This is a genomic window from Pseudolactococcus plantarum (assembly GCF_002441715.1).
Classification (GTDB): domain Bacteria; phylum Bacillota; class Bacilli; order Lactobacillales; family Streptococcaceae; genus Pseudolactococcus; species Pseudolactococcus plantarum.
The window spans coordinates 32700-48268 of record NZ_JXJX01000010.1; the positions used below are offsets into that span (position 1 = coordinate 32700).

Genomic DNA, 15569 nt, shown 5'->3' on the forward strand with positions numbered 1-15569 from the left:
TAATAATGAGAAGTAATAAAGTAATTAAAAAGGAAACTACTTATGTCTAATCATATAAATGTCATCGGAGCAGGTCTTGCTGGCTCTGAAGCAGCTTACCAAATTGCCAAACGTGGCATACCAGTCAAACTTTATGAAATGCGTGGTGTTAAGCCAACACCACAGCATAAAACAACTGATTTTGCAGAACTTGTGTGTTCGAATTCTCTACGTGGCGATGCAATTACGAATGCAGTCGGCCTCTTAAAAGAAGAGATGCGTCAGCTAGACAGTATCATCATCAATTCAGCTGATGAAACAAAAGTACCAGCAGGTGGGGCATTAGCCGTTGACCGCGAAGGATTTGCTGCAACTGTAACGCACAAGATTAGCAACCATCCATTAATTGAAGTCATTAGACAAGAAATAACTGAGCTACCTACAGACGAGATTACAATCATCGCCTCAGGCCCTTTAACATCAGATGCCTTAGCTGAAAAAATTCACGCCTTAAATGATGGTGATGGGTTTTATTTCTACGATGCAGCAGCGCCTATCGTTGACGTCAGTACGATCGATATGAGTAAAGTCTACCTTAAATCGCGTTATGATAAAGGTGAAGCAGCCTACTTAAATGCGCCGATGTCAAAAGCTGAGTTTACTGCATTTCAGGAAGCGCTGGTTAATGCTGAGGTTGCTGAGTTAAATGCTTTCGAAAAAGACAAATATTTTGAAGCCTGCATGCCGATAGAAGTTATGGCTGCTCGTGGCTATAAAACGATGTTGTTTGGTCCCATGAAACCTGTTGGTTTAGAGAATCCAAACGAAACTTATACTGTCACAAAACGAGATGGGACAACCTATGAAACAAATGTCCCCTATGCTGTCATTCAACTTCGTCAAGATGATGCTGCCGCAAGTCTATATAATATCGTCGGCTTCCAAACGCATCTTAAGTGGGGAGAACAAAAACGCATCTTTAGGATGATTCCAGGACTTGAGAATGCAGAATTTGTCAGATATGGTGTGATGCATCGTAATTCTTATATGGATTCACCAAACTTACTGACACAAACATTTAGATCTAAAAAACAAGATAATCTTTTCTTTGCAGGTCAAATGACAGGCGTAGAAGGCTATGTAGAATCAGCAGCATCAGGATTAGTTGCAGGGATTAATGCTGCTAAATTATTTAAATCAGAAGCAGAAGTCATCTTCCCTGAAACAACAGCTATCGGTGCACTACCTTACTATGTGACGCATGCTAATAGTAAAAATTTCCAACCGATGAATGTCAACTTTGGGATTATTAAGCAACTCGAAGGTGAGCGTATTCGAGATAAAAAAGAACGCTATACTGCAGTTGCTGATCGAGCACTTAAAGCATTGCAACCCTATTTATCTGTTTAATATGACATAATAAAAATTATGTAAACTACAGTGATCGTTAAGGAGAAATCATGAAATTACCTTTTGTTACACAAGAAAAACTTGAAGAAATCATCCAGGAATATCCGACCCCTTTTCACTTGTATGATGAAAAAGCCATTCGTGAAAAAGCTCGTGCATTAAACAATGCATTTAGTTGGAATGCGGGATTTAAAGAATTCTTTGCTGTGAAGGCAACGCCGACCCCAGCGATTTTAAAAATTTTACAAGAAGAGAACTGTGGTGTAGACTGTGCTTCTGAAATCGAGTTATTGATGTCACATAAACTTGGGTTTAAGGGTGAAGATATCATGTTTTCTTCAAATAATACACCTGCTCAAGAATTTCAATATGCTAGAGAAATAGGCGCAACGATTAACTTAGATGCTTATGAGCATGTCGCCTTTTTAAAAGATGTGACCAGTGTTCCAGAAACAATTTCATGCCGTTATAACCCAGGTGGTGTCTTCTCACTTGGTACTGACATCATGGATAATCCAGAAGAATCTAAGTTTGGCATGACAAAAGCGCAGTTGATTCAAGCTTTTAAAGACTTAAAAGTCTTAGGCGTGAAAAAGTTTGGTATCCATTCATTTTTAGCATCCAATACAGTGACTAATGATTATTATCCTGCACTTGCTAAAGAACTATTTGAGTTGGCTGTAGAAGTTGTTGCAGAGACTGGTGTCACACTCGATTTTATTAATTTATCAGGTGGTATCGGGGTAAATTACTTACCAGATCAAGTGGCAAATGATATTATGACGATCGGTGAAGGCGTTCGACAAGCATATGAGAGTATTTTAACACCTAACGGATTAGGAAACGTCAAATTATATACTGAGTTAGGTCGCTTTATGCTGGCTCCTCATGGTCATTTGATCACACGTGTCTTACACAAGAAAAAGACTTATCGTGATTATGTTGGTGTCGATGCCAGTGCTGTCAATCTTTTACGCCCTGCAATGTATGGCTCATATCATCATATTACTGTTTCAGGAAAAGAAACATTACCAGAGACTCATGTCTATGATGTTGTCGGTTCATTATGCGAAAATAATGATAAATTTGCCAAACAAAGACCGCTCCCAGAAGTTGAAGTTGGTGATCTGTTAGTCATTCATGATACTGGTGCACATGGGTTTTCTATGGGTTACCAATATAATGCAAAATTACGATCTGCTGAGATTTTGCTTCAAGAAGATGGGTCAACAAGACTGATTCGTCGTGCTGAGAAACCTGAAGATTATTTTGCAACCTTGTATGGGTTTGATTTCTAATCGAAAATAGACAGATTATGTAAAATTTGATATAATTAAGTGAATAAATAAAAGAAGAGAGATAAAAAATGCCAATCGTAGTTGCTATTTTATTAATTGTTATTGCTGCCATAGCTGGCTTTGCTGGTGGATTGTTCATGAGCCGTCGCCAAGTGAAACAAATGTTGATGGAAAACCCACCATTAAATGAAGACGCTGTTCGTACAATGATGAGTTCTATGGGACGTAAACCAAGCGAAACACAAGTACAACAAGTACTTCGTCAAATTCGTGCTGCTGCTAAGCAAGCTGATACTAAAAAATAAGTGTAGAATAAGGTATCTCTACTGACACATATCAGGACATGCACATCATAATTGGATGTGTGATTTTCCTAGAGGTATCTATAAAAAGCTGAGAGTGTCTCAGCTTTTGTTTTTGTGAGGTAATCTATATGGACAACCGCCCGATAGGATTTTTAGACTCAGGAGTTGGCGGCTTAACAGTTGTTAAGGAACTGATGCGACAACTACCTGATGAAGAAATCATTTTTGTAGGGGATTCACGCCGTGCCCCTTATGGGCCTAGACCTGCTGATCAAATACGCCTTTTTACGTGGGAATTAGTTAACTTTTTATTAGCTAAAGATGTTAAAATGATCGTATTTGCCTGTAATACAGCAACAGCAGTAGCATGGGAAGAGGTTAAAGCAAAGCTTGATATTCCTGTTTTAGGAGTGATACTTCCCGGTACTAGTGCAGCCATAAAAGCGACAACAGACGGAAAAATCGGTATTCTTGGCACAGAAATGACAATCCGATCTGATATCTACCAGAAAAAAATTCATTTATTATCTCCTAACTTAGTCGTTCATTCACTTGCTTGCCCTAAATTTGTGCCACTCGTCGAGTCAAATGAGATTAACTCTAGTGTTGCCAAAAAAGTTGTTTATGAGACGCTAACCCCTTTAGTAACTCAGGTAGATACGCTGGTGTTAGGCTGTACACATTATCCACTTTTAAAGCCGATTATCCAAAATGTGATGGGAAAATCAGTGAAATTGATAGATAGTGGGGCAGAATGTGTCAGAGATATCTCAGTATTGCTGAATTATTTTGAAATTAATCATGAACGTACCACTTTAGCTAAAGCCCACCAATTTTATACAACAGCAAGTGCACAATCATTTGATGCTATTGCAGAAAATTGGTTGCATATTCCAGTAAATTCAAGGACAATTAGATTATGACAAAACTCTATCAACATCCAACTAAACAATTATTTGCCTATGTACTTGAGGATAAGAGAGAGCTGATCATTGAAAATATTTTTGGTGATCCGCTTGAAATACCTATCTTTAGTTTGTTTTTTAAATACTTTCCTCATGATAAAGGATTGAAAGTGATTGCTGTTGATGACTCACCAGCAGAGGTGATTGACTTGTTCTTTCAAGTTTTGGTTGACATCACAACTGAACCGTATCACTACGAACTCACGCCGTCAGCATTGACTGTCGAATTGGCAGGCAAACAAATTCACTCTGAAACAATTAGCTTGCCACAGACTACTGAAAAAACGTTACTCATTGCAACGAGAAATGAAGGCAAAACAAAAGAATTTAAGGCATTGTTTAGCCCACTAGGCTATACTATAAAAAATCTTAATGATTTTCCAGACTTACCAGACGTAGCAGAAACAGGCATGACCTTTGAAGAAAATGCTAGATTAAAAGCTGAGACGATTGCTAAATTAACTGGTGAGATGGTGCTTGCAGATGATAGCGGTCTGATGGTCGATGTATTAGGAGGACTGCCTGGTGTTTGGTCAGCTAGATTTGCTGGTATTAACGCAACTGATGCAGCCAATAATGCAAAACTATTACATGAACTAGCAAGTACGGCAGTAACGCCAGAAAGACGGACAGCGAAGTTTCATACGACATTAGTCGTTGCTGAACCCGATAAACCCTCTTTAGTCGTAGAAGGGGAGTGGTTAGGGTCAATCGCAACCATACCAAAGGGTGAGAATGGATTTGGGTATGATCCATTGTTTGTCGATGATGAGACAGGTAAAACAGCTGCTCAATTAACATTGGAACAGAAAAACAAACGATCACATCGTGCAATTGCCCTACAAAACTTATTAAAAAAATTGCCAGAATGGCAAAATAGTTGAGGTTTTTATGATCATTATTATGAGCGATTCTCATGGAGAATCAGAAGCAATAGACAACATTAAAACAAAATATCAACATGATGCAAGTTTAATCATACATTGTGGGGATTCTGAATTTCCTGCTACAGATCCCATATGGCAAGGTGTGTCAGTTGTTAGAGGAAATTGTGATTTTGATAATGGGTTTCCAGAATCTACTGTCTTAACGGCAGATGGTATCTCTATTTTTGCTACACACGGTCATCTCTATAATGTCGGATTTACACTATCACACTTGGCACAAACTGCAACCGAAAACCATTGCCCAGTTGCAACCTTTGGTCATCTTCATACACCAATCGTGCGTGTCGAAGAAGGTGTCTTGTGTATCAATCCAGGCAGTGTGGCACAGCCTAGAGGACAATACCAAACTAAAATGTATGCTAAACTAGAGGTTACTCCTGATACGTATGTCATTACTTACCTTGATTTAGCACATCAGCCAATAGACGGCTTAGCGTTTGAAGTACCGAGGGTAAACAAATGATTGACAAACATATCGAGTCTTTCTTGATGAAACAAAGCGATACATTTTTAAAACCTGCCAGTGAAGTCGCAGTTTTATTAAGTGAGCATAATGTATCTCATGCAAAGATTTTACTCAGCCAATATAAATATTCTAAAGTCCCTGTCGTCAACCAAGACCATGAGTTTGTTGGTATTTTAGGATGGACTGATATCATCAATTTTGAAATCCAGCACGATTTTTTCTATGAAAAATCAGATCGGACAAAGATTTCAGAAATTGTTGATAGAGATGTCGCGACAGTTCAGAAACTTTACGAATTAGAAGATATTTTACATCTATTAGTGAGTGAACCTTTTTTACCTGTTTTACAAGGTAGAGAATTCTATGGTATTATCCCACGTCAGGAAATACTAAAAGCTTTTAATGCGTTTGCACATACTTTTACAAAGGATTATGACATTGTTGAACGAAAAAAAGATTAATACTTTTATCAGTACTCGACAAACTGTATCTGAAAATACAAAGTTGGCTTATTTTTATGATTTGCGTGCTTTCGTCAAGTTCTTAGATGAACGGCCGCTGACACAAACTTTATTAACACTTTTTCAGATTGACTTACAAAAATTAGCACCAGCCTCACAGCATAGAAAAATTACACATATCAATCGCTTTCTAAAATATCTATATCAAAGTGGTGATATCGACCAATTCTTTGAATTACCAGTAACTATACAGGATGAACAACACATCACCCGCCAGACGAAACTGCCAGAGTTACTGGATTTTTCTAAATTTTATCAAAAACTGCAAACACCTGGAGAATTTATCTTGTTGTTAATCGTAGAATTTGGCTTGAAACCATCAGAAATTCAAGCACTCAGATGGCATGAATTTGATTGGGATTTCAAGATTTTGACAGTAAAAGATAAAGGACTGACCCGAGTATTGCCGATCAGAGATAGATTTGCCAGAATTGTACGACCACTCCAAAACGCTGATGAGTTATTCTCAAAATCTAGACAGTTTTTATACTATGAACTCAAAAAAACAACAGCATTAACTGCAAAAGACTTAAGAGAGCAGTATATACTGCAACGTGTTTCTGAACATATTTCCATCTATGAATTAGCTGAGCTTCTGGGATTAAAATCAATTCACACTCTTGATAAATACTACAGATAAGAGAGTTTACATAAAATGAATTATGTAAAAAACGAAATTAACATTAAAATACAGGACTTTGAAGGTCCTCTAGATTTATTACTTCACCTTGTCAACCAATATAAGGTTGATATTTATGAGGTACCTTTGGTTGACGTCATTACCCAATACTTATCATACTTAGATATGATGAAAGATCATGCGCTCGATCTTGCGTCTGAATACTTAGTCATTGCTAGTCAATTAGTCTTGATCAAATCGCGTAGACTTTTGCCAACTGTATCTGAATCATTCGAAGAAGAGACGATAGATTTGGAACAAGAAATTTTAACGCAGATTGATGAGTATCGTAAATATAAAGCTTTGAGTTTACAATTAGCAGACAAACATAGTGAACGTAGTCATTTTTATTCTAAAGCTAAGACTGAAATATTGGCGGAAAATGTCACGCTCTTAGCTGATAAAGATGCCCTAGATTTGTATTTTGCATTTTCAACGCTAATTCAGCGAAAAAAAGCAGAATTTCAAGATCATCATAATACGATTAACTCTGATGAATTTTCAGTTGAAGATAAGCTTAAAGAGATTCTGACTGTATTTGAGACCACTAGTAGCTGTGGGTTTTCATCTCTTTTTCACTCATCAAACTCTTTAGATGAAATCGTGACCACATTTTTGGCCATGTTGGAATTGATCAAAAATCAATTGCTTTTCTTTCATCAAACTGCAGCATTCGATGAGATTATGCTAACGAGGACAGAAATGGAGGTCAGTCATGAATAAAACTGCTGAACTTGAAGCGCTCCTTTTTGTGACTGGAGAAGAAGGACTATCACTTAGAGACTTATCTGGTCTATTAACGATCACGCCTAGTGCCGTCACACAACAATTAGATAAACTTTCAGAGAAATATCAAGAGGATCCCCTGTCTGCTCTGACGATCATAGAAACAGCAGGTAAATACCGATTAGCAACCAAAGCTGACTTTCAAACACTCTTACAACATTATGCTAAGACACCGATGAATCAGTCGCTTTCTAAGGCAGCCTTAGAGGTGTTAGCAATTATTGCCTATAAACAGCCCTTAACTCGTTTAGAGGTTGATCAGATTCGTGGTGTTAATTCATCTGGTACCATGACCACGCTTCAAGCATTTGATTTGATTGAAGTTGTGGGTAAAAAAGAAGTCATAGGTAATCCAAATATCTATGCGACAACAAGCCATTTCTTAGATTATATCGGCATTAACAGTCTTGACGCACTGCCTGAGATAAACGAAGAATCACTTATGAATATTGACGATGTCGATATTTTCAATGAAAAGGAATTAATGACCAATGAGAATCAATAAATATTTAGCACATGCAGGGGTTGCAAGTCGACGTAAAGCAGAAGAGCTGATCAAAGCAGGTGAGGTTACCGTTAATGGTGAACGCATGGTTGATCTATCTTATCAAGTCAAAGCAGGTGATACTGTAGAAGTCAAACAGGCACAGGTTTATAAAGAAGAACCAGTTTATTATGTCCTCAATAAACCTCGTGGTGTTATTTCTTCAGTTTCTGATGAAAAAGATCGTAAAACAGTCCTAGATTTCTTTCACCATATTCCTGAAAGAATCTATCCTGTAGGTCGACTAGACTGGGATACTAGCGGACTCATTCTACTAACAAATGATGGGGAATTCGCAAATCTGATGACACATCCACGCCATGAAATCGAAAAAGTGTATGTTGCTAAAGTAGAAGGTCAAGCGACTAAAGAAAACTTGCGCCCACTGACACAAGGGGTCAAAATAGATGGCCGTAAAACAAAACCAGCCGTTTATCAAATTATCAAGCAAGATATTAAATCTAAAAAATCTGTCGTGCAATTAACGATTCATGAAGGACGTAACCATCAAGTTAAAAAGATGTTTGAAGCAATTGGGTTACCTGTCCAAAAACTCTCTCGTATCCAATACGGGACATTAGGCCTAACTGGGTTACAACCTGGTGAATTCCGTAGACTATCAAAAAAAGAAGTGAGTCAACTTGTTAATGCAGCTAAAGGTAATTAAGTTTACATAAATTTAATTATGTATCTATATGAATAAATCAAAAGACTTGCAAATCAGCAGGTCTTTTGTTATAGTTAGAGTGTCTTCAGGGCGGGGGTCGTTTCCCCACTGGTGGTAAAGTCCATGAAGCTTAAGCTTAATTGCTTGAGCCCGAATCGGTGAGATTCCGATACCAACTGTTAAAGTCAGGATAAAGAGGAGACAAAAAACAGCCATAGTCATATGGTATTTTTAGTCTTCTAAAATAAAATTTAGGAGGTGCCCAAATGACAAATTCTACACGTACACGCAAACTGGTCATCGTTGCCATGCTTGCTGCTATCTCATTCATTTTAATGATTTTCCCGCAGTTTCCGTTAATCCCAACTGCAGATTTTCTTAAAGTGGAATTTTCAATTATCCCAATACTTGTTGGGCTCTATTTATTTGATTTACCTACAGCATTTGTAATTCTTATCTTACGTTCGATATTAAAATTATTATTAAATAATGAAGGTGTCACAACTTGGATAGGGTTACCGCTAAATATCGTTGCTGTTGGCGCATTTCTACTAATTTTTGCACTATTCTTCAAAAAAGAAGTTGCAACTAAAACATATATTATAGGTAGTGTGCTTGCAACAATAGCGATGACAGTTGCGATGTCAGTCGCTAATATCATCTATGCTATTCCTTTATATGCTGAATTTGCACATTTTGATATCAGCAAAATATTTGGAACTAGTAAGTATATACTGAAAATGGTCGTGCCATTTAACCTGTTACAAGGCGTGATATTTGCTGTCAGTTTTGCGATCATTTTTGTCGCATTAAAATCAATGCTAGAAAATATGTCTAAAAAAACGAAAATTAATTCATATAAAATAAAATAAGTACTTGTCAAGATAAAAAAACTCTGCTATAATAAAATAGTTGTGAAAACAACTTGACCGAAGACAGTTGGTGATGAAAATCGTAAATCCAACCGAGGACAACTATTTATTAGCTAATAATGAATTTTTGTACTCTCTATGTCTATGGTTGGCGTAGAGTTTTTTTATGCCATCAAATAATAGAGGAGGAAAAATAAACAATGAGTGAAGCTACAATCGCTAAAAAAGCTGAGTTAGTTGACGTTATTGCCCAAAAATTTGCAGATGCTTCTGGTATCGTCGTTGCAGATTCTCGTGGTCTTACAGTTGGACAAGATACTGAATTGCGTAAACAATTACGTGAAGCTGGTGTTGAATTCAAAGTCATCAAAAACTCAATCTTGCGTCGTGCTGCTGAAAAAGCTGGTTACTCTGATCTTACGGACCAATTCGTAGGACCATCTGCAATCGCCTTTTCAAACGAAGATGCAATTGCTCCAGCAAAAATCTTATCAGATTTCGCTAAAACAGCTGATGCACTCGAAGTTAAAGCTGGTGTTATCGAAGGCAAAGTTTCTTCAAAAGAAGAAATCGCTGCAATCGCATCACTACCAAGCCGCGAAGGATTGCTTTCAATGCTCCTTTCAGTACTTCAAGCACCAGTTCGCAATGTTGCATACGCTGTCAAAGCAGTTGCAGACAAAGCAGAAGAAGCAGCTTAATTATAAGTCGCTTAATTTATTACCCGAGCGAGCAAGTCGCTTCATAATTCTTGCATATTAAATTAAAAATTCTAAGGAGATTCCAACAATGGCATTGAACATTGAAAACATCGTTGCTGAACTTGAAACAGCAACTATTCTTGAACTTTCTGAGCTTGTAAAAGCAATCGAAGAAAAATTTGACGTATCTGCAGCTGCTCCTGTAGCAGTAGCAGGTCCTGGTGCTGCTGCAGCTGAAGAAAAATCTGAATTTGACGTTGAGTTAACTTCAGCAGGCGACAAAAAAGTTGCTACTATCAAAGCTGTTCGTGAAGCTACTGGTCTTGGACTTAAAGAAGCTAAAGATCTTGTTGACGGCGCTCCAGTTGTCATCAAAGAAGGTCTTCCAAAAGCTGAAGCTGAAGCTATCGTTGAAGCTATCGCAGCTGCTGGTGGTTCTGCTGAACTTAAATAATCTATCGATTGTTTAAATAGATTAAAAGCAAAATACGAAATTCTTTCGTGCTTTGCTTTTTTTTATCAAATCATAATAAGAGAGAATTAATGGAAAAAAAATTAAAAATTAGTGATTATATCCTTATTGCTTCCATGCTTTTTGGCTTATTTTTTGGTGCGGGGAATTTGATATTTCCGCTGCATATGGGTCAAGAAGCAGGCGCCTCAATTTTTCAAGCAAATTTAGGATTTTTAACAACAGGGATTGGTCTACCATTCTTAGGGATTATAGCAGTTGGGTTGTCTCAGACCTCTGGTGTATTCGAGATGGCTTCACGGATTAACCGAAAATATGCCTATATATTTACAGTCTTACTTTATCTAGTGATTGGGCCTTTGTTTGCCTTACCACGTTTAGCAACAACGTCATTTGAAATCGGATTTGCAGAAGTATTACCAAGCAGTTCACTAAAGCCTGCATTAGCAATATTTAGTATTTTGTTTTTCTTTAGTGCTTGGTGGTTTGCGCGTAAACCTTCTAAGATACTAGACTACATCGGCAAATTTTTAAATCCAATCTTTTTGATTTTACTTGGGTTTTTATTAATTATTGCCTTTATTCGACCAATGGGGTCAAGTTCTGATGCCGTAGTAGGTCAAGCGTTTCAAACCTCACCTTATTTTGTTGGTTTTACACAAGGCTATAATACATTAGATGCATTAGCAGCTTTAGCATTTGGGATTATTATCGTAACGACGATTCGTCAACGTGGTGTCACAAACCCAAAAGTCATCGCAATTGACACAATCAAATCAGGTGTTATTAGTGTGTTACTCATGGGTGTTATCTACACATGTCTGTCGTATCTTGGTGCGATGAGTGTTGCTAAATTCAAAATGAGTGCTAATGGTGGTATTGCGTTGTCACAAATTGCCCATTATTATTTGGGTACATTTGGCATGGTTATTTTAGCCTTAATCATCGTAGTGGCCTGTTTAAAAACAGCAGTAGGCTTGATTACAGCATTTTCAGAAACATTTGTAGGGCTATTTCCTAGCCGGTCTTACCTGTTTTTTGCAACAACTGTAAGTATTTTACCTTGTTTGTTTGCAAACATCGGGCTAACAAAGCTCATTACTTTATCTATACCCGTATTGATGTTTATCTATCCATTAGCCATCACGTTAATCTTATTATCACTTGTTAGTCCATTATTTAAACATGATCAAGTGGTTTACCAAGTTACAACTCTCTTTACTTTGATTGCTGCTATCTTTGATGGCTTAAATGCCATTCAATTTACAGGTCAATCACCGCAATTGATCACAGTGTTAATCAACTTTGCTAAAACGTATATTCCTTTCTTTACGATTGGTATGGGCTGGGTCGTACCAGCACTGATTGGTTTTGTTATCGGTCTTATTTGGTCTTTCGTAAGCAAACGATTGATACATCAGAAAGGCTAACATATCCTTAAAAACAACATTTCATACTAAATGAAGTGGTTGTTTTTTTTTACGAATAAAGTTGTGGTAAATCTTTTCAATCATACCAGGTTATCGTTGACAATGGTAGTCATTTTAGGTACAATGACCTTGTATAGCAAGCGCTTTCTTTTTATTGTTTTTTTGGATAAATTGACAACGTTAGACAAATAAGGGGGAAATACTGATGAAACAAGAAGAGTGGTGGAAAAAATCTGTCGTTTATCAAATTTATCCAAAAAGTTTTCAAGATGATAATCACGATGGCGTAGGTGATCTTAGAGGGATTATTAATCGCTTACCTTATCTAGAAAAATTAGGTGTCACAGTTATATGGCTTAGCCCGTGCTACCAATCCCCAATGGATGATGGTGGCTATGACATTTCTGATTATTATGAGATTGACCCGATCTTTGGTAGCATGGCTGACATGGATGAATTAATTGCGACTGCTAAACAACATGGCATCAAGCTATTAATGGATTTAGTTATCAACCATACAAGCGATGAGCATACATGGTTCAAACAAGCTTTAGCTGATCCCAAAAGCAAATATCGACAGTATTACATTTTTCGTGAAGGCAAAAATGGTCAAGCGCCAAATAATTGGCGAGGGTATTTTGGTGGTTCATCATGGGAAAAAGTCCCTAATGAAGCTAATATGTACTACCTTCATGCCTTTTCTAGACGGCAACCAGATCTTAATTGGGAAAATGCCGAGATGCGTGAAGCGATTATTGACATGATCAACTGGTGGCTTGAAAAAGGCCTTGGTGGTTTCCGGATTGATGCGATTTTAAATCTTAAAAAACCGACTAATTTCTACAAATCATATCCAGCTGATGCAGAAGATGGCTTATCGTCCATTGCAAAGTCCATCGCTAATCAACCAGGGATACTTGAGTGGTTACATGAATTAGATGATAGATGTTTTAAAAAATATAATGCATTTACAGTTTCAGAAGCGGATGTGCCAGATCGTGACTTAATTGATTACGTTGGTCCTAACGGTGTCTTTAGAACAACTTTTGACTTTTCTTATTCAGATATTGCGCTCCCATCAAATGGCGCATGGTATTCACTTCGTGACTGGAGCGTTGCGGAGTTGAGAAAACGTATCTACCATCATCAATTAAAAGCACAACAACTGGGATGGGGTGTGCAATACTTAGAAAACCATGACCAGCCACGTTCTATAAGTAAATACATTCCAGAAGCAGATCGTAATGATACGACCAAAAAGCTCTTGGCTACCTTATTTATGATGCTACACGGCACACCATTTATCTATCAAGGTCAAGAAATTGGCATGGAAAATATTACCACCCTAAATCTGGATGACTATGATGATATTGCGACTTTTGAGATGTACGATCGCGCACTAATAGCAGGTCTTTCAAAACAAGAAGCGTTTGATGCAGTAGTCAAACGTAGCCGAGATAATTCACGTACACCTATGCAATGGAGTAGTGAGCCACATGCAGGGTTTTCAACAGCACAGCAAACATGGTTAAAAATTAATCCTAACTACACCACAATCAACGTTGCCTCACAAGAACAGGATACATCGTCAGTTTTATCCTATTATAAAAAACTCATCGACTTGCGCAAAGCAGCTAATCCTTACTCTGAGGTCACTATATTTGGTGAGTTTGTTCCAGTAAATGATACTCACGACAACTTAATTGCTTATCAGCGTGTCCTTGGAGATCAAGCTCTCTTTGTATTGATCAATTTTTCAAATGAGCCATTAGGTGTTGATATTGATAAAACGTTTAAACATATCGTACTTGATACCCTTGCACCCAGTAAGCTTGATGATGGTATATTGACTTTAAAATCTTATCAAAGTATTATTTTAGCCAACTACAACTGATGATAGATCTAAAGCCTATTGATTAATAGCCTGTACACATGTATTAAACGTGTGTCAAGTACAATCTTGCTTAGGTTTCTTAAACTCTATTATATTTAGTGCATCGTTAGTTGCGCTGTAAAAAAGGAGAAAACATGAAATTAAAAAATGAAGTGATGTTAATCACTTATGCAGATAGTCTAGGTAAAAACATGACCGACCTATCTCAAGTGTTAGATAAACATTTAAAAGGTGTCGTTGGTGGGGTTCATCTGTTACCATTTTTCCCGTCCACAGGAGATAGAGGATTTGCGCCAAGTGATTACACTGTAGTAGACGAAGCTCTCGGTAGCTGGGAAGGTGTTCAAAAACTTGGCGAAAACTACTATCTCATGTTTGATTTCATGATTAATCACATTTCTCGTGAAAGTAAATTCTTTCAAGAGTTCAAAAAAAATGGCTTGAATGCCAAATATAAAGAGATGTTTATATTGATTTCTGAGTTTTTTCCAGAAAACCGCCCTACTCAAGAAGATATCGATTTGATTTATAAACGTAAAGACAAAGCACCATTTCAAGAGGTCATCTTTTCTGATGGTGGTAAAGAGGCAGTATGGAACACGTTTGGCGAAGAACAAATTGATTTAGATGTCACAAAAGATATCGTTAAATCTTTTATAGCTGAAACCATAAAAGATATGGCAAGTCACGGTTGTTCGCTGATTCGTCTGGATGCATTTGCTTATGCAATTAAAAAGTTAGATACCACTGATTTTTTTGTCGAACCAGATATCTGGGAGTTGTTAAACGAAGTTCGTGATGTAGCAGCTCAATATGATGTTGACTTGCTACCAGAAATTCATGAGCATTATAGTATCCAAAAGAAAATCTCAGATCATGATTATTTTATTTATGATTTTGCACTACCTATGGTAACACTTTATTCACTCTATAGCGGTAAGAGTAATCGCCTAGCCAACTGGTTAAAAATAAGCCCTATGAAACAGTTCACAACTCTTGATACACATGATGGCATCGGCGTGGTAGATGCGAGAGATTTATTAACGGATGATGAATTGACTTATACAAGCGAAGCATTGTACAAAGTTGGGGCTAATGTTAAGAAAACTTATTCTAGTGCTAACTATAATAATCTAGATATCTATCAGATTAACAGTACTTATTATTCTGCTCTTGGGGACAATGACAGAAGCTACCTACTGGCTAGAGCAATCCAAGTCTTTGCACCTGGTATCCCACAAGTTTATTATGTTGGGTTATTAGCAGGGAAAAATGATATTGAGCTACTTGAAGCGACAAAAGAAGGGCGTAATATCAATCGACATTACTATACAACATCCGAAATTGAGTCAGAGGTCACACGAGCAGTTGTCAAAGATCTTTTCACATTACTACGCTTTAGAAATACATCAGCATCATTTGATTTAACTGGTAGTATCACAATCTCAACACCATCTGAGGAAAGCATTGAGATCATTCGAATGGATAAACAAAAGCAGACCGTTTCAAAACTAGTGGCTAATCTAAAAACAAAAAGTTTTGTTGTCACTGAAGATGATAAACTCATTATCAAACAATAAAATGAAAACCTGTTATAAGACAACAAAACGATGCCTCTAATTAAAGGAATATA

17 protein-coding genes, 1 riboswitch and 1 other annotated feature are annotated in these 15569 nt (G+C 37.2%); all 17 genes read left to right on the top strand.

The genetic code is table 11. The annotated features are described in order from the left end of the window. Positions 1-42: 42 nt before the first annotated feature. The 17 genes from trmFO (at position 43) to gtfA (ending at position 15516) form a co-directional block, all read left to right on the top strand. Positions 43-1389 carry a methylenetetrahydrofolate--tRNA-(uracil(54)-C(5))-methyltransferase (FADH(2)-oxidizing) TrmFO gene (trmFO, locus tag RU87_RS07325; RefSeq protein WP_068163702.1) on the top strand — a complete coding sequence of 449 codons (1347 nt, stop codon included), beginning with the start codon at positions 43-45 and terminating at the stop codon, positions 1387-1389. A gap of 50 nt (positions 1390-1439) precedes the next feature. Next, positions 1440-2687 (top strand): diaminopimelate decarboxylase, encoded by a 1248-nt coding sequence (locus RU87_RS07330; RefSeq protein ID WP_068163699.1) that lies wholly within the window; start codon positions 1440-1442, stop codon positions 2685-2687. A gap of 68 nt (positions 2688-2755) precedes the next feature. After that, a complete protein-coding gene (locus RU87_RS07335; RefSeq protein ID WP_068163696.1) occupies positions 2756-2992 on the top strand; it encodes a YneF family protein in 237 nt (78 codons plus the stop codon). Between the two features lie 128 nt (positions 2993-3120). After that, a complete protein-coding gene (gene racE, locus RU87_RS07340) occupies positions 3121-3915 on the top strand; it encodes a glutamate racemase (RefSeq protein ID WP_068163694.1) in 795 nt (264 codons plus the stop codon). Next, the gene (locus tag RU87_RS10000; protein WP_082782187.1) at positions 3912-4841 is read left to right on the top strand and encodes a nucleoside-triphosphate diphosphatase; all 930 of its coding nucleotides are present in this window, start codon (positions 3912-3914) and stop codon (positions 4839-4841) included. Before racE ends, RU87_RS10000 begins: the two co-directional genes overlap by 4 nt. 7 nt (positions 4842-4848) lie before the next feature. After that, positions 4849-5367: a metallophosphoesterase gene (locus RU87_RS07350; protein ID WP_068163692.1), complete on the top strand. Its 519-nt coding sequence runs from the start codon at positions 4849-4851 to the stop codon at positions 5365-5367. After that, on the top strand, positions 5364-5831 hold the full coding sequence (cbpB, locus tag RU87_RS07355; protein WP_068163689.1) for a cyclic-di-AMP-binding protein CbpB: 468 nt from the start codon (positions 5364-5366) through the stop codon (positions 5829-5831). Before RU87_RS07350 ends, cbpB begins: the two co-directional genes overlap by 4 nt. Continuing rightward, positions 5812-6531 (top strand): site-specific tyrosine recombinase XerD, encoded by a 720-nt coding sequence (xerD, locus tag RU87_RS07360; RefSeq protein ID WP_167373832.1) that lies wholly within the window; start codon positions 5812-5814, stop codon positions 6529-6531. The genes cbpB and xerD overlap by 20 nt, the downstream gene beginning before the upstream one ends. Before the next feature lie 15 nt (positions 6532-6546). After that, positions 6547-7293, top strand: a complete 747-nt coding sequence (locus RU87_RS07365; RefSeq protein ID WP_068163684.1) for a segregation/condensation protein A — start codon at positions 6547-6549, stop codon at positions 7291-7293. Continuing rightward, a complete protein-coding gene (gene scpB / locus RU87_RS07370; protein ID WP_068163681.1) occupies positions 7286-7861 on the top strand; it encodes an SMC-Scp complex subunit ScpB in 576 nt (191 codons plus the stop codon). The genes RU87_RS07365 and scpB overlap by 8 nt, the downstream gene beginning before the upstream one ends. Continuing rightward, positions 7848-8567, top strand: coding sequence for a pseudouridine synthase (locus tag RU87_RS07375; RefSeq protein WP_068163678.1), 720 nt, complete (start codon positions 7848-7850; stop codon positions 8565-8567). The genes scpB and RU87_RS07375 overlap by 14 nt, the downstream gene beginning before the upstream one ends. A 77-nt stretch (positions 8568-8644) precedes the next feature. Next, positions 8645-8774, top strand: a riboswitch (FMN riboswitch). Between the two features lie 59 nt (positions 8775-8833). Continuing rightward, positions 8834-9439, top strand: a complete 606-nt coding sequence (locus tag RU87_RS07380) for an ECF transporter S component (protein ID WP_068163675.1) — start codon at positions 8834-8836, stop codon at positions 9437-9439. Between the two features lie 39 nt (positions 9440-9478). Continuing rightward, positions 9479-9613, top strand: a sequence feature (ribosomal protein L10 leader region). A gap of 26 nt (positions 9614-9639) precedes the next feature. Next, the gene (rplJ, locus tag RU87_RS07385; RefSeq protein WP_068163672.1) at positions 9640-10140 is read left to right on the top strand and encodes a 50S ribosomal protein L10; all 501 of its coding nucleotides are present in this window, start codon (positions 9640-9642) and stop codon (positions 10138-10140) included. A gap of 88 nt (positions 10141-10228) precedes the next feature. After that, complete coding sequence (rplL, locus tag RU87_RS07390) at positions 10229-10594, top strand: 50S ribosomal protein L7/L12 (protein WP_068163669.1); 366 nt, start codon at positions 10229-10231, stop codon at positions 10592-10594. Between the two features lie 89 nt (positions 10595-10683). Then, a complete protein-coding gene (brnQ, locus tag RU87_RS07395) occupies positions 10684-12042 on the top strand; it encodes a branched-chain amino acid transport system II carrier protein (RefSeq protein WP_068163666.1) in 1359 nt (452 codons plus the stop codon). A 205-nt stretch (positions 12043-12247) separates the two neighbouring features. Then, positions 12248-13936, top strand: a complete 1689-nt coding sequence (locus tag RU87_RS07400) for an alpha-glucosidase (protein ID WP_068163663.1) — start codon at positions 12248-12250, stop codon at positions 13934-13936. A gap of 134 nt (positions 13937-14070) precedes the next feature. Continuing rightward, complete coding sequence (gene gtfA / locus RU87_RS07405; protein WP_068163662.1) at positions 14071-15516, top strand: sucrose phosphorylase; 1446 nt, start codon at positions 14071-14073, stop codon at positions 15514-15516. Positions 15517-15569: the final 53 nt, after the last annotated feature.

Coding starts and splice junctions, on each gene's coding strand:
- gtfA (WP_068163662.1), top strand. CDS start 14,071: ATGAAATTAAAAAATGAAGTGATGTTAATCACTTATGCAGATAGTCTA.
- cbpB (WP_068163689.1), top strand. CDS start 5,364: ATGATTGACAAACATATCGAGTCTTTCTTGATGAAACAAAGCGATACA.
- RU87_RS07335 (WP_068163696.1), top strand. CDS start 2,756: ATGCCAATCGTAGTTGCTATTTTATTAATTGTTATTGCTGCCATAGCT.
- RU87_RS10000 (WP_082782187.1), top strand. CDS start 3,912: ATGACAAAACTCTATCAACATCCAACTAAACAATTATTTGCCTATGTA.
- brnQ (WP_068163666.1), top strand. CDS start 10,684: ATGGAAAAAAAATTAAAAATTAGTGATTATATCCTTATTGCTTCCATG.
- RU87_RS07350 (WP_068163692.1), top strand. CDS start 4,849: ATGATCATTATTATGAGCGATTCTCATGGAGAATCAGAAGCAATAGAC.
- rplL (WP_068163669.1), top strand. CDS start 10,229: ATGGCATTGAACATTGAAAACATCGTTGCTGAACTTGAAACAGCAACT.
- RU87_RS07365 (WP_068163684.1), top strand. CDS start 6,547: ATGAATTATGTAAAAAACGAAATTAACATTAAAATACAGGACTTTGAA.
- rplJ (WP_068163672.1), top strand. CDS start 9,640: ATGAGTGAAGCTACAATCGCTAAAAAAGCTGAGTTAGTTGACGTTATT.
- RU87_RS07400 (WP_068163663.1), top strand. CDS start 12,248: ATGAAACAAGAAGAGTGGTGGAAAAAATCTGTCGTTTATCAAATTTAT.
- scpB (WP_068163681.1), top strand. CDS start 7,286: ATGAATAAAACTGCTGAACTTGAAGCGCTCCTTTTTGTGACTGGAGAA.
- RU87_RS07330 (WP_068163699.1), top strand. CDS start 1,440: ATGAAATTACCTTTTGTTACACAAGAAAAACTTGAAGAAATCATCCAG.
- racE (WP_068163694.1), top strand. CDS start 3,121: ATGGACAACCGCCCGATAGGATTTTTAGACTCAGGAGTTGGCGGCTTA.
- trmFO (WP_068163702.1), top strand. CDS start 43: ATGTCTAATCATATAAATGTCATCGGAGCAGGTCTTGCTGGCTCTGAA.
- RU87_RS07375 (WP_068163678.1), top strand. CDS start 7,848: ATGAGAATCAATAAATATTTAGCACATGCAGGGGTTGCAAGTCGACGT.
- RU87_RS07380 (WP_068163675.1), top strand. CDS start 8,834: ATGACAAATTCTACACGTACACGCAAACTGGTCATCGTTGCCATGCTT.